The organism is Paenibacillus lautus (assembly GCF_050482385.1).
GTDB classification, from domain to species: Bacteria; Bacillota; Bacilli; order Paenibacillales; family Paenibacillaceae; genus Paenibacillus_AQ; species Paenibacillus_AQ lautus_B.
This window is the reverse complement of the sequence record NZ_JBCNHV010000015.1, coordinates 221861-235872: the sequence shown is the minus strand read 5'-3', so window position 1 is coordinate 235872 and position 14012 is coordinate 221861. Positions and strand designations below refer to the sequence as shown.

Sequence of the window (14012 nt, the reverse complement as noted above, 5' to 3'; positions counted from 1 at the left end):
CTCCTTTCTTGCTCGTAATCTTTCCATATAAATTTAATCGGATCGTAACATAAATGAAACCCCATATTCAAATTAAAGGCTGCCCTTCTTATCTGAGGGGTGGTTTCTTGTTTTAGCGAGCGACTGCAGTTCGTGCAGGAACTCCAAGGAACTTGAGTAAGGTTCGCTCCATTGCAGCAAGCGTTTGATCATATTCTGCAGTCCAATCGAGAGAGGCAGTTCTTCCTGCCAGCTTCGCTCCACGGCTGTGCTCCGGTCGTAATCCGGCTCGTAGGTGGAATAGAGCATGAACAACATAAAGTGACCGATGTCCCGAAGATCCTCGCTTTCCTTGGAGTCCTTGTAATGAACAGAGGACGCCAAGCTGTTTCGCTTGAACTTTTTTCGTACAGGTACTTGGAGCGGAGGGGGTTCACCGATCCTTCTCGCTAGTCCAAAATCAATAAGATTGATCCTGCCATCCTTAAACAGGACGTTCGGAATCCGCAGATCAAGATGTACATAGCCTTGCTCGTGTATGTATCGGACCAGCTTCAGAAGCTGCAGCGTGATCTCGATGCATTCGTCTTCTTCGTATTTCATGTCCTGTTCAAATATCAAATCTTCAAGCGTATCACCGTTCATATAAGACATGACCAGATAACGATCGCGGTTATTCGTGAAGAAATCCCGATATGCCGGGATTTGTGAATGCTGAAGGGAACTTAATACCGCTGCCTCCCGATCCAGCAATTGTCTGCCATAATCGCCTTTGCTGGGTCTTGATTGTTTGACCGCCACCACATCGCCGCTCTGTTGATCCATGCATTTATACAGGATGCCGTAACTTCCTTCCCCAATCATCTGTTGAACGGTATAACGATTCCCCAGCACCGTATTTTCTTCAGCCGGGTAATCCCGCCAATTGTTTATAAAGGAGCTTAGGTATGAAAAAAAACGCATATCGATTCCAATCTCCTTTTGGTCCTTCTAATATATCTAAGCATCATCCCTTGTTATCGTACATTATAAGCTTTTTGATAGGACTATACGAATAGTCGGTATATTCGATCGGATTTGAATGCACCTCCTCTAGTCAATCGACATCCACTCGATCTTTCCTATAATCTAGCGGCGATAAGCCGTTAAGTTGCCGGAACAGCTTCGAAAAATAATGGATGGAAGAGAAGCCGTGCTTTTCGGCGATCTCCGTGATGCTGATGTTCGTATTGCGCAAATCCTCCTTGGCCCGATTGATGCGGAACTGGTTAATGTATTGGGTCGGCGGCAAGCCCGTCGATCTTCTGAACAATTCGAAAAAATAACCTCTGCTGATCCGAAGTTCCTCGTAATACGACTCCAATGGACGCAGCTTGCCATGCAGGATATCCTGATCCAGTCGCTCCAGCAGCTTGTTCATTCTATGATCGGGAATAGCCTCATCCTGCAATGCGAATGCAAGAAAATACTCGATGAATTGCAGGAACCGGCTTTGTGTCCTTACGCTGCGCATATAGGTATGCTCATTCTCGAACTGATTCCCGGTGTAGAATTTTTCAAACAGGTCGCTCCATACGTTGATCTTCTCAACTCTCATGAGCTCGGGTATGTCATAGGGAAAAGAAGGGCCTACATAGGAAGGAATCAGCTGGGCAATGTCATAACAGATCACGCTGGGATAATCGGCCAAAGCCCGGCGGTCCACATGGGCCCAGTCGAAATAACAGCAGACATGTACCATGGGATCCTGGCTGTCCGCTATCCAATCATGCGGCTGCCCTGCCGGTATATATACAAGGGAACCCGGGTTGGTATGGTATGTGCGGCCTCTGGTGCGAATGATGCCTTTACCCTCGGTAATTAGATAAAGCGATGACGAATAGCAGTGCCGGTTGTTATTGCTTTGACCTTTGGAAAAGGGATACCGTGTCGCATAAAGCACATAGGGATGGAAGACGGCAAAATCCACGTATATAATTCCACATCCTTATAAGATAAGATTCAATAAATATTCGCATGACGATTGTACAAAAGCCTGACGTTTATGTAAATACAGCGATCGTCACCATTGCTATACTAGCACTGAATTCATTTCATGCATGAGGAGGGAACTAAAGATGTTGGATCGTCAATGCCTATTGACGGATGAACAAATAATTCAATTTATTACGAAGGGGTATGTGGTGCTTCACAACGAATTGCCGGATCAGCTTCATGCTGCGGTCAGGGATAAAATTAATGTTGTATTGCACGGAGAAGGAAATCCTGGCAATAACATCCTGCCCCGTGTGCCCGAGATCCAGCAGTTCTTCGAAACGCCGGTCGTTAAGGGGGCTCTGACGAGTATACTTGGGCCGGATTACTATATGCATCCACATCGGCACTGCCATTACAATCAGCCTGGAAATCAACTGCCGGGGGGTGGGCAGTGGCACAAAGACGGTTACTGGTCCAGCATGCGCAGCCATCGGCCCTGGTGGGCGATGATATTTTATTACATGCAGGATATCACCGAGGAAATGGGACCGACCGCCATCATGCCCGGTACCGCATATTACGAGAAGTTTGTAGGCGATCAAGGCAAGACGCTGCTGCCGACCGGCAAAGCCGGAACAATGGTTCTGGTTCATTTTGATTTATGGCATAAAGCTTCGCTGAATGTGTCTGATATGGATCGATACATGTTAAAGTTTCAATTCGTTCGACTGCGCGCGCCGGAATCGCCGAGTTGGAATCATCACGAGAAAGAAATGAGCCTCACGGGCGGAACACCTTACATGCATTTGAATCTATGGAGGGACATATGGAACTGGATGCGTGGCGAACCGGGTCAGGAGATGCCCGTTACATCGGGAGACCAAGCCCAAGTAGAGCAACTGGCAGAAGCCCTTAAGTCCGAAGACGAGTTCGCTCGCGCCAGGGCGGCGGATCAAGCAGGATTGTTAGGCGAGTCGGCCGCTTCATTGGCACCTGAACTGGGGCGTCTGTTGAATGACAGCGAACCGGTAGCCTTGAATGCCTGTTATGCGCTCGGTCGATTAGGTTCAGCAGGGATCGGTGAGTTGGTTCGCCGTATGTCCGAAGGAACAACGCAGATCGCGCAGCGAGCGGCTTACGGACTGCAAGGTGCCGGCGCTGGAGCCGTTCCAGGACTGCTAGCGCTGCTGGAACACGCAAACGAGAAGCGCAGGGCGCTTGCCGTATTCGTACTCGGCATGATCGTCCCGTCGTCGCATGAGGCGGTGTCTGCCTTGAAAGCGTGCTTGCAGGACCCGAGCGATTGGGTTCGCCGAAATGCAATCGAAGCGCTGGGTATGATGGGGAGCGAGGCAGGCGATGTGTGTCAGGCCTTGGCAAACGTATTGAAACAGTCGCTTCTGCAAGAGGGAAGTGGAACCGCGGAAACCGATGAAACGGACTTCAGCCAGCAGAGCTATATCCTAAATAAAATGGGATATACTGCTGCCCTGTCGCTGCTTCGCACCGCCAAAGCCACGGATGTTCCCATCGTGATCCATTCGCTTGAGCAAGCGCTGCACAGCAAGGATCGATATGTAAGGGCGTATGCCTTCGAAACGCTTACCCATTTGCGGACCCCCGAGGCGATGGATGTCCTGATTCGATATTATCGACCGGCCAGATGGTGTCCGGACACAACGAAGGCGAGCACTTTCTGATATCTGCATGCGGTCCGAAGACCTCTTATTCCTGATGGGAACGAGAGGTCTTTGTATATGTCTAGACTTCGATGTGATTCACGAGCAGGTGTCCTTTTTTTGCAAAAGCATGACCCTTTCATGCAAAGACTTGTGCGATGCGCTCTAGTAAAATGAGGCTCAAAGTTCGGCGTTAGCCGTTTATTGTTGAAAGGAGCAGTCATGCATGGGAACATCAATCAAAAGAGTTCATGTCGTGTTCAAGACCCATCTGGACATCGGGTTTACCGATATCGGAAAGAACGTAATCGAGCGTTATATGGAGCATTTTATACCCCGGGCTTTGGAATTGTCCGAGCAGCTGGCTAACGAAGAGGGGAACGTAAAATTCGTATGGACGACCGGCTCATGGTTAATTCATGAGTTTTTGGGAGCCGCTGCTCCTGACATGCGGGCGCGTATGGAAAAGGCCATTGCGGAGGGACGGATCGTTTGGCATGGGCTGCCGTTTACGACGCATACGGAAATCATGGATGCCCGGCTATTCGAATTCGGAATTTCCATTTCCAATGGCTTGGACAAAAAGTATGGAAAAACCACGATTGCCGCTAAAATGAAGGATGTTCCGGGTCATACCCTTGCAATGGTACCCTTGCTGGTTGAACACGGCATTCAATATTTGCATTTGGGCGTTAATATGGTATCCAAAAATCCCAAGGTGCCGGAGATGTTTGTATGGCGGGCTTCCGATGGCTCGGAGATCATCGTTCATTATGCGGATAGTTACGGTAAACCGTTTCAGATGGAAGGGTTGGAAGATGCCTTGTATTTTGCCCATACCCATGATAACCATGGTCCATCCACGATGGAGGAGATCCGTGTTTTATTTGAACAGTTGGAGCGGGATTATCCAGGGGCGGAAATCATGGCCTCGACACTTGATGCATTTGCCCGGCGGCTTCAAACCATAAAGGACCGATTGCCTGTCGTGAGCGAAGAAATCGGGGATTCGTGGATACACGGTATTGCCTCCGATCCTTGGAAAATCGCCCGTTACCGGGAATTGCTAAGGCTCCGGGATCGCTGGATCGAATCCGGTCAATTGGACAAGGACAGTGATGCGTACGCTCGATTTTGTAACCGTCTGATGTTGATCCCCGAGCATACATGGGGGCTGAACAATTCCGTCTATCTCGTCGATTTCGTTAATTATTCCACGGGCGATCTAGCCGCTGCAAGAGCGCGGGATGTCGTTGAAGACAATCAACGGAGGAAATTCGATTACCTATGCCAGCAGGCGAATGGTACTCGGTCGTACAGTCATTACGAGAGCTCTTGGCAGGAGCAGCGGGATTATCTTGAGGAGGCCGTTCAGTCGCTGCCGAAGGAGTTGGCAGCTGAAGCGCGAATGGAGCTGGATCGGACGAGTCGGCATCATACCCTCCCAGGCTCGGAGCCGATGCAGTACAAACAACCGATCGAAACAAACGAGCTTTACGAATTAGGTCAGTTTCAGGTAAGTTTCGCTGACGACGGCTCGATAAACCGATTAATGGATCGATCCGGGAAGGCATGGGCGGACGAACATCAGAGACTGGGCACTTATAGGTATGAAACCTTCAGCAAAGAAAACTATGATCGCTTCTTTAAAGAATACGTGACCAATCTGGATATTCATCACGGCTGGGCGGACAACGATTTCGGCAAGCCGGGAATCGAATATGTCAAACCGCGGCCGGAACATCGGCGGTATACGGCATCCTTGCGGACGATGCACCTGGAGAGGTGCGCCGATTATGATATCGTAACAGTGGAATTGAAGCTGCCGGAGATTCTCAGTAAGCAGTATGGGGCTCCGCGCCGATTGAACGTAATCTATACCTTTCTTGCGAATGAGCACGTCATAGAGGTAAGTCTAAGCTGGAAGGGCAAACCAGCCTGTCGTCTTCCGGAAGCAAGCTGGTTCTCGTTTGCGCCCCTTGTGGATAACCCCAACGCATGGATGATGGATAAGCTGGGACAGCGTATATCTCCGTTATTCGTCGTGAAGGACGGTAACCGGAATATGCATGGTGTCGATTCCGGCCTATATTATGAGGGGGCGGACGGAACGGTCATCATTGAAACCTTGGACGCGCCGCTTGTGTGCCCTGGGGAACCGCGTTTGCTGCAATTCGACAACTCCTATGCTTCATTGACCGGTGGATTCCATTTCAATCTGCACAATAACGTGTGGGGGACGAACTTTATGATGTGGTTCGAAGACGATATGAAATATCGGTTCAGATTGAAACTGCACTCTCATTCGTGAGCTAATTGTGCCCATCGTGAAAAACAAAACGGAAAGATGTGAGTTTATAACTCGCATCTTTTTATATATGCACGATCATCCGCCGGTCAAGTTATGAAGAGGAATTGTTTTTATTAATAAAATCGTGAATCCTGTTACGAAGCTGCTCATGCTGCTCAAAATGGTTATACATCCGATAGGCTGCCGTCTGCGCATTTCCGAAGAAGAAACGTTCAAACTGGGTTTGCCGGCCACCGAACGAGCTTGCACCAAGCTCCCATGCAAGCCTGAACAATGCGATACGATCCCAAGCTTCCGTCGTGGATCCTTTTAAATATTGATTAAGGTAAGGGCCTGATTTCGAATGAAAATCCAGTTCAGAAGGGATCATAATCAGGCTGCTGGAGCCCAGTAACTGTATCATCTCGACCATCTCGGGATAGAATTTGGGGAAGAGCATGCTGGATGCGAGAAGAGGACTGGCAGCAGGAACGAGATATCCGAATTGATCCTGGCTGGCGCCCTGCTCGGAAGCCAATCTTAATGCTTTGAACGTCTCGAGAAATGTAATCATTTTTGAAACATTCGAGACCATATGGGGCTCGAGTCCAACGTTCTGTTCATCTGCCAAGGATTCCAGCAAGCCGAGCATGAATTCGGTTTTAACGATGAAACGGGTGACCATTTGGTGGGCGATATGCGTATGAAAGTGACTCTCGCCGAATAAACGCCCGGCGTAAGTCTCGTCCCCATAGTAAAAGAACCGGTCATGGGGGACAAGCACGCGGTCGAAGACGACAAGTGTATCCATCTCTTCGTATCTTGCGCTGAGGGGATAATCATAGGAAGAAGTGGCACCGTAGCTTTCACGGCATATAAAAGTCATGCCCGGTGAATCGTTGGGAACCGCAAATGCAAACGCAGAAGGATTCACATCCTGGGACATCGTTGGCGAAGGTGTCGGGAATACCAGCATTTCTTCGCAAGTAGCTCCTTGTGTTGCCATCAGGAATGCCCCGCTTATGATCATTCCATCATCGTTAATCTCTACGACTTTAGCTGCGATAGTGTCTTCAGCAGCATCTTGCTGACCGGACATTTTACATGCATAGGGCTGGATGAAGGCGTGAGATAATGTAATATCATGGTCACGACAGTACTTATAATAGTTCCTGAGATTTTCCGCATATCTCGGATGATGTTCCTCCAAAATATTGGCAGCGGTATATAAGGACATGATCGCGGTGTTCATATAATCGGGTGAACGCCCTAAAAAGCCATGATGCCTGTTCGCCCACAACTCCATCATCATTCTGCGTTTCTGCAAATCCTCTGCGTTCTTGGGTGGGAGAAAAGACAAGCCTACCTGATCTCCCGTATCGGGCGAGGGGTAAGTCATCTGTTCGATATAACATGCTTCACACTGCATATCGTAAAGATCGGCTTGGGTCTGAATAAGACCTTGGAATGCAGGGTGTTCGGATAAAGGTCCCTTGATAGGCTCTCCTTTATACCAAATGTTAATATTCCGTCGGTCAATCCGTTCGATATACTGCTTCCCCGATTTAATAGGCACATTGCTCACCCCATTTTCGAAAATCGTATGCTAACAAACCTGTCTACTAGTGTTAATGTACGTGCTTAGTCCATACGGAGTACGTTGTCCGTTGGAAACGGGATAAAATATGCGAATGTACCTCAAAAGCTTGAGCCAGGAAGAGACAGCAAGCAAAAAAACGGACCCGTTATGGTCCGTTTCTTGATATTTCGATTATTGGGATTGGCCCAGATATTGCTCAAGCGTGAGGTTTTGTCTCGTGATTTCTCCCGCAATATAGACACCAACATAACGAACATGCCAAGGCTCATAAGAATAGCCGGTTAATTTCTCCTTGCCTTTTCCGTAACGAATGATAAATCCGTATTTCGGTGCATTGGCTTTCAGCCATTTGCCTTCCTTGGTATTTCCGAAGCTTTGCTCCAACGCATATCCTACGGAAGCGCTGGATATATCCATGCTCAGTCCGGTCTGATGCTCGCTTTGTCCCGGACGCGCGCTCGTTTTGTTAGCGACCGCCTCGCCCTTATTACGGGCGTTGCGTTCGAATATGGCTTTTTGGGTGGCATAGGACCGGTAGCCCGATACGGCTTTGAGATCGATCCCGTCTTTCTTGGCTGCCGCAAACAATTTTTCCAGCGCAGATGCCGCTACTTTTTTCATCTGTTTTTTAGGACTAGGTCCTGAGAAACTGAACGGAATATGGGGAACAACCAAGTCTTGCGGAACATAACTCGATGGTAGATTTCTTTGCTTGTTGACAAGTACAACGGTGCTTGATAGATTGGTGACCGTATTTAAACCACGAACCGTTTGTAAAGTTCGGTTAGGAGCGTTGTTTTCCAAAAACTTCGTAAATGATAAGCTGGAAGAAGCTGCCGCGGCAGCTTCTACTTTGCCAACGCCGGTGCTGCTTAGAAAACTGGATAAGGCTAGGCTTGTGACAACGGACCCGATGATGACCGTAGGTATGATAGATTTGACGATTTTTTTGCGCATTTGAAGTCCCTCCTCGTTAGCTATCTCTCAGTATATAAGAGAGTTATATCGGTAGAATCTCTAACTTGTTTCTGAATTGTAAACAAAATAGAATAGATCGAATCTGATAATAACCCAAAAATAGATTATAGTGATATAAAATAGGTAGGAATTTCTACATAAGGAGAAGTTTCACATGCAAAATGAACAGCTGCAAGAATTATTGAAGGAATATGGCATCCGGGAACCCGAGATTACGTTTATTCGCCATAATGAAAATCGAACCTATAAGGTGAGAGACCCTGACGGAAGTACATATCTGCTGCGCATTCATCAACCGGTAAAAGACGGCATGGCAGGTCAGCAGCATACCTATGACGGCCTGCAGGGTGAACTGCAAATGCTGGAGCATTTGTCAGGATGGGATCAACTGCTTGTCCAAAGGCCGCTGCGGAATCGGGAAGGCGAGCTGATTACAATCATCGAACATGAGGGGAAGCGTTGGAATAGCTCCGTGCTTACCTGGCTGGAAGGAAGAGACTTGCATAAGGATGATGTAAGCGACCCGGTCGTGGTCGAGAAGCTGGGGGCTCGAGTTTCAGAGCTGCACCGATTCTATGGTCAGTACATGCCAGAGGGTCTGGATAAGCGCCCGAGTCAGGGGATTTCCTACAATCAATATATGATCGAGGTTATAAAGCAAGGGTTAGCGACAGCGTTGTTTACTTCCTCCGATGTTTCCGTCATTGAAGACACGATATCGTTGGTTAACTCGCGGCTTGCGGATCGTGGGAACGAAGAAGCCTGGGGGCTCATTCACGGTGATTTAAGCTTGGGGAATATCATCATGACTTCAGATGGAGAACTGAGTTTTATCGATTTCGGTTTTTTCGGACCAGGTTATAATTACACGGATGTTGCAATGGGTGCCATGATGGTTCCCTCGGAGCTTCGGAATCTATTCCTGAGAGGGTATTATGGCAATGATCATACGGGACAAGATAGGCTTGTTCGGTTAGAAGGCTTCATGCTGCTGGCCATTATCGGATACTATGTCTTTCAAATGGAGAATGAATCCGTGCATGCATGGATGCGTGAAAGAATGCCGAAGCTGTGCGCCGATTACTGTAAGCCGTATTTGTCGGGTGAACGCATATTTTATTCCGTATAGTTCGATGACGAATTAGACGGTATCCGTGAAAGTTCATTATAAGCATTCAATCCCTTGGTATGCACAATGATCGGGTGATACGATATGAGATACATAACATAAGGATTAGAGGGGAAACCAAATGGCGGAAAGCAAACTTCTACTGCAACAAAAAGCTCTTCAGGATGAAGCTTCTGAGGTGGCTGATGAACTTCGACTTTACGAATTGTTAAGTCAAGCAGGCGAACCCGTGCGAGTTGGCAGTTCAGCCCTCGGATTGATGGTATGGAGAGACCTGGATATGACGGTAAAATGTTCACGACTGAATCAGCAATTAATTGCACAAATCGCATCGGAACTCATGCTGCATGCTGGTGTACGGGAGTTGAAGTTCATAAACGACACCGGTGTTTATAATACGGATCCCGCTTATCCCGATGGATTATACATTGGTCTAAAGTATAAGTCTCAGCGAGGGCAGGAGTGGAAAATGGACATTTGGTTCGTGGATGAACCGGAGAGACAACCCGACTTGAAACATATCGTCACGATGCCTGAACAGCTGACTCAGGATCGCCGGGAAGCTATTTTGCAAATCAAAAATGATTGGGCGAGCCGTGATGAATATGGCAAGACTGTGCGAAGTTTCGATATTTATACAGCGGTTCTGGAAGAAAACATAAGAACACCGGAGCAGTTTCAGGCCTGGCTGGACCAAAGGTCCAGGAATAAAGAATAAATCCAATGATTAATAGGAGATTTACATATGGAGATTATCAAGCATAACCAAGACAATTGGGAGCTTAAAGTAAAACAGCAAAATCAGTGGACTGTTCCTGTAAGCAGCGAAGAAATCCAGAATGCCAGGATGGGCGATTGGTCTATTATTGTCACCTCAACCAAGCCTGTGCCCAAAGAATGGTTTCCTGAACTAAGCGGAAAGAATGTGCTCTGCCTAGCTTCTGGGGGAGGGCAGCAGGGACCCATTTTGGCTGCTGCGGGAGCGAATGTAACCGTGTTGGATTTCTCCGAATCTCAATTGGATCAGGATCGCTTTGTTGCTAAGCGGGATGGATTGTCCATTCGGACGGTTCTTGGTTCAATGACGGATTTAAGCATGTTTGATTCGGAGAGCTTTGAGTTGATCGTTCATCCGGTATCTAACCTTTATGTGCCTGATATTCAACCGGTCTGGCAGGAGACATACCGCGTGCTGAAGCCTGGTGGCGTTATGATTAGCGGCTTTATGAACCCGTTTTTTTATTTATTCGACTGGGAACTGGAAGAGCGTGGTACGCTTCAGGTGAAGCACACGCTTCCATATTCGGAACTGGATTATGCGTCGGAAGAAGAGATCGTGAGAAGCGGGGTCGCTTTGGAATTCGGACATACGCTGGAGCAGCAAATTCAAGGTCAGATCCAATCCGGTTTTTTGATTGCCGGGTTATACGAGGATTCGTTCGGAGGCCAGAAATTGTTGGATCGTTATGCGAACAGTTTCATTGCGACAAGGGCCATAAAGCTTTAACATCCTGTCTATTTCCAAGGGGTTCATTAAGAAGAGTCATCCTATCGGGTGGCTTTTCTTTTTTTATGTATATGTAAAACATAAGTAAATCCTATTTTTTTGATATTATCCATATCATTTTTCCTGTGATAGCATGTTCGTATATCTAGTAAGTGGAGAGAGGAATGGTGGATATGAGTTCAGGATTTTGGTTGACAAATGCCCGGTTAGAGAGCGGTTATGAAGTTCAAGATGGCGTAATTAGGGGAACAAAGACGGAGATTCGCCACATATTCATAGAAGATGGAAAAATCGCGAAGATCGTAGCTTCGACTACAACCCTAACAGACCAATGGCCGCAGCACGACGTGAAGGGCTTATTGCTTCTGCCATCCTTTATCGAGAAGCACTGCCATTTGGATAAAACACTGCTTGGTGACCGATGGCGCTCCGTTACGCCGGTTTCCAATATTTTCGAGCGTTTGGCGATCGAGAAAGCGACGCTTCCTTCGCTGGATACCTTGACGCAAGACCGTGCCGAGCGGCTGCTTGATATTTACCTGGAGTCCGGCGTGACGCATGTGCGTACGCATGTGGATATCTATCCGGAAGTGGGATTAGACCATTTAGAAGCGGTTCAACAAGCATTACGTTCATTTGAAGGAAAGTTATCTTATGAGATCGTTGCTTTTCCACAGCATGGTTTGCTGCGCTCCAGGGCAAAGGAATGGGTCAGACAAGCTCTTCGCAATGGAGCAAACCTGGTCGGCGGCGTTGACCCGGCTACGGTGGATGGCGATATCGAAGCATCTTTACAGGAACTGGTAGAGCTCGCAGTTGAAGCCAATGCGGGCATCGACCTGCATCTGCACGATGCCAACCAACTGGGGATCTTTACCATGAAGCGATTAGCTCAGTTAACCATTGAAGCGGGACTGCAAGGCAAGGTGGCGATTAGCCATGCCTTCGGACTGGGTGATATTCCGCCATCCCAAACGCAAGAAATGGGGGACTTGCTCGCTGATGCGGGGGTCGCGATTATTACGAGTGTGCCGATTGGCCGCAAGTTTCCGCCGGTTGGCTTGCTGAACGAGCGCGGTGTAGAAGTTTTCGTCGGATGCGACAACATTTTTGATGTGTGGTCGCCCTTCGGAAATGGGGATGTACTGGAGCGTGCCGGCCGATTGGCGGAAATATCCGGATGGGTGGATGAACGCGCGTTAGCGCAAACGCTCCAATATATTACCGGTGGCACCACACCGCTTAATCATGATGGGGAGCAGGTATGGCCGCAGGTTGGAGATGTCGCCAGCATGGTATTTGTTGAAGCTTCTTGTTCCGCTGAAGCCGTTGCGAGAAGATCCAAACGCGTGGCGACGATGTTTCAGGGGAACATCGTTTCCGGTTCGCTTTAGGCGAATTTTATGTCCATCCGGATTAAATTGCTGCTGTCCTATACCGGTATGCTGGTCATTAGCTTGCTGGTCTTTGTGTTGACTGCGAGTTTGTTCACCATTGCGGCCACAGGCGATATTCACGGTATTCGGGATTTTTATAAAGTGCATTATCAGATTAACCCGCTTACGGAACAAGAGGAGTCTATTTTCCTCGAATTAAAATATCTTGCCAAGAACGAACCGGATGAGCTGCAGAACAAAGAGCTGCTGACGGAATATGATTTTAAGCTTAGAACCGTACGAGCGGGCCTGTATGTCCGCAGGGAAAACGACCAGGTCTTTGAGTCCAATACGATGAACCAGCCTGAATTGGAAGCGAGTCTGCCTCCATATGACCTGAACAACCATCAGATTCGGAATACCCTTAACATCGGTGAACGGTTTTATGCTTATGCCAAATATGATTTTCGGTATTCGGACGGTGCCAGAGGCAGTGTGTATGTGATTCGAGAGCGAAGTCCTTTCGGTGAAGTCACGCGCAAGCTGCTGCCCATTCTTGTCTTGAGTCTCGTTGGCATCGTTGTGGTTGCAAATGTATTGTTATATCGCTGGATTACGCGCAGCGTGGTCAAACCGCTTGATTTGCTTCGAAAATCGGCGGAACACATCAAGGAGGGAAATCTCCAGTTTTCTCTGGAATTGCATTCCAAGGACGAAATCGGCCAGCTGAACGAGACGTTTGAGAATATGCGGAAGCGTCTGCATGAATCGATTCAACTCCGGCTTCAGGACGAAGAGAACCGGAAAGAACTGATCTCCAATATCTCTCATGATTTGCGCACACCTATAACGAATATTAAAGGGTATATCGAAGGTATACGCGACGGCGTTGCGGATACGCCGGAGAAAATGGATAAATACGTGAACATTATCTACACCAAAACCATCGATCTGGATAAACTTGTGGATGAGTTGTTTCTTTATTCCAAGCTAGATTTAAAGCAGGTTCCTTTCATGTTAGAGCATGTCGATATCATCGGTTTTATAGACGATTGCATCGATGAGCAGCGCTATGTTTTGCAGGAAAAGGGAATACGGCTGGAGTGGAAGGAGCGTACCGGTCAGTCTGTCGAGGTCATTGCCGATCTGGAAAAATTAAAGCGAACGGTGCTCAATATCATCGGGAATGCTCAAAACTTCATGGACAAGCAGCACAAAACCATATGGGTCTCCACGCAGCTTTCTCCGGCATGGGTAACGGTTGAAATACGGGATAATGGGATGGGCATCGAGCCGGAAGTGATCCCTTATATATTCGAAAGGTTTTATCGTGCGGAGCCATCCCGCAATTCTTCAACGGGCGGCAGCGGTCTGGGGCTTGCAATTGCCAGCCAGATCATCGAGGGACACGGGGGGACGATCTGGGCGGAAAGCGAGCCCGGCATAGGCACCAGCCTGTATTTTACCCTCAAACGAGCGACGAAGGAGGCAGTGTAA

The 14012-nt window shown here is 48.1% G+C and carries 11 protein-coding genes; 7 read left to right on the top strand and 4 right to left on the bottom strand.

Translation table 11 applies throughout. The features are described 5' to 3' along the window. Nucleotides 1-72: 72 nt before the first annotated feature. Nucleotides 73-942, bottom strand: coding sequence for a serine/threonine protein kinase (locus tag ABEW73_RS19500; protein ID WP_430166181.1), 870 nt, complete (start codon nt 940-942; stop codon nt 73-75). 133 nt (nt 943-1075) lie between these two features. After that, nucleotides 1076-1948: a helix-turn-helix domain-containing protein gene (locus ABEW73_RS19495; protein WP_430166180.1), complete on the bottom strand. Its 873-nt coding sequence runs from the start codon at nt 1946-1948 to the stop codon at nt 1076-1078. A gap of 148 nt (nt 1949-2096) precedes the next feature. Here ABEW73_RS19495 and ABEW73_RS19490 point away from each other — a divergent pair, with 148 nt between their 5' ends. Both ABEW73_RS19490 and ABEW73_RS19485 read left to right on the top strand, forming a co-directional pair. Next, nucleotides 2097-3656 (top strand): HEAT repeat domain-containing protein, encoded by a 1560-nt coding sequence (locus tag ABEW73_RS19490; protein WP_430166178.1) that lies wholly within the window; start codon nt 2097-2099, stop codon nt 3654-3656. 205 nt (nt 3657-3861) lie between these two features. After that, a complete protein-coding gene (locus ABEW73_RS19485) occupies nt 3862-5946 on the top strand; it encodes a DUF5054 domain-containing protein (protein WP_430166177.1) in 2085 nt (694 codons plus the stop codon). A gap of 91 nt (nt 5947-6037) precedes the next feature. Here the strand turns inward: ABEW73_RS19485 and ABEW73_RS19480 are convergent, their stop codons facing one another. Beyond that, on the bottom strand, nt 6038-7501 hold the full coding sequence (locus ABEW73_RS19480) for a 4-hydroxyphenylacetate 3-hydroxylase family protein (RefSeq protein ID WP_430166176.1): 1464 nt from the start codon (nt 7499-7501) through the stop codon (nt 6038-6040). A 195-nt stretch (nt 7502-7696) separates the two neighbouring features. Further along, a complete protein-coding gene (locus ABEW73_RS19475) occupies nt 7697-8482 on the bottom strand; it encodes a M15 family metallopeptidase (protein ID WP_430166175.1) in 786 nt (261 codons plus the stop codon). Nucleotides 8483-8657: 175 nt separating this feature from the next. Here ABEW73_RS19475 and ABEW73_RS19470 point away from each other — a divergent pair, with 175 nt between their 5' ends. The 5 genes from ABEW73_RS19470 (at nt 8658) to ABEW73_RS19450 (ending at nt 14012) form a co-directional block, all read left to right on the top strand. Then, nucleotides 8658-9632: a phosphotransferase enzyme family protein gene (locus tag ABEW73_RS19470; protein ID WP_430166173.1), complete on the top strand. Its 975-nt coding sequence runs from the start codon at nt 8658-8660 to the stop codon at nt 9630-9632. A 121-nt stretch (nt 9633-9753) separates the two neighbouring features. Next, nucleotides 9754-10350: a hypothetical protein gene (locus ABEW73_RS19465; protein WP_430166171.1), complete on the top strand. Its 597-nt coding sequence runs from the start codon at nt 9754-9756 to the stop codon at nt 10348-10350. Between the two features lie 27 nt (nt 10351-10377). After that, on the top strand, nt 10378-11139 hold the full coding sequence (locus ABEW73_RS19460; RefSeq protein ID WP_430166170.1) for a class I SAM-dependent methyltransferase: 762 nt from the start codon (nt 10378-10380) through the stop codon (nt 11137-11139). 173 nt (nt 11140-11312) lie between these two features. Then, nucleotides 11313-12533: an amidohydrolase gene (locus ABEW73_RS19455; RefSeq protein WP_430166168.1), complete on the top strand. Its 1221-nt coding sequence runs from the start codon at nt 11313-11315 to the stop codon at nt 12531-12533. Nucleotides 12534-12542: 9 nt separating this feature from the next. Next, the gene (locus tag ABEW73_RS19450) at nt 12543-14012 is read left to right on the top strand and encodes an ATP-binding protein (RefSeq protein ID WP_430166166.1); all 1470 of its coding nucleotides are present in this window, start codon (nt 12543-12545) and stop codon (nt 14010-14012) included.

Excerpts from the sequence above, each read along its gene's own strand:
- ABEW73_RS19500 (WP_430166181.1), bottom strand. The coding sequence starts at position 942 with ATGCGTTTTTTTTCATACCTAAGCTCCTTTATAAACAATTGGCGGGAT.
- ABEW73_RS19490 (WP_430166178.1), top strand. The coding sequence starts at position 2,097 with ATGTTGGATCGTCAATGCCTATTGACGGATGAACAAATAATTCAATTT.
- ABEW73_RS19485 (WP_430166177.1), top strand. The coding sequence starts at position 3,862 with ATGGGAACATCAATCAAAAGAGTTCATGTCGTGTTCAAGACCCATCTG.
- ABEW73_RS19475 (WP_430166175.1), bottom strand. The coding sequence starts at position 8,482 with ATGCGCAAAAAAATCGTCAAATCTATCATACCTACGGTCATCATCGGG.
- ABEW73_RS19470 (WP_430166173.1), top strand. The coding sequence starts at position 8,658 with ATGCAAAATGAACAGCTGCAAGAATTATTGAAGGAATATGGCATCCGG.
- ABEW73_RS19465 (WP_430166171.1), top strand. The coding sequence starts at position 9,754 with ATGGCGGAAAGCAAACTTCTACTGCAACAAAAAGCTCTTCAGGATGAA.
- ABEW73_RS19460 (WP_430166170.1), top strand. The coding sequence starts at position 10,378 with ATGGAGATTATCAAGCATAACCAAGACAATTGGGAGCTTAAAGTAAAA.
- ABEW73_RS19455 (WP_430166168.1), top strand. The coding sequence starts at position 11,313 with ATGAGTTCAGGATTTTGGTTGACAAATGCCCGGTTAGAGAGCGGTTAT.
- ABEW73_RS19450 (WP_430166166.1), top strand. The coding sequence starts at position 12,543 with ATGTCCATCCGGATTAAATTGCTGCTGTCCTATACCGGTATGCTGGTC.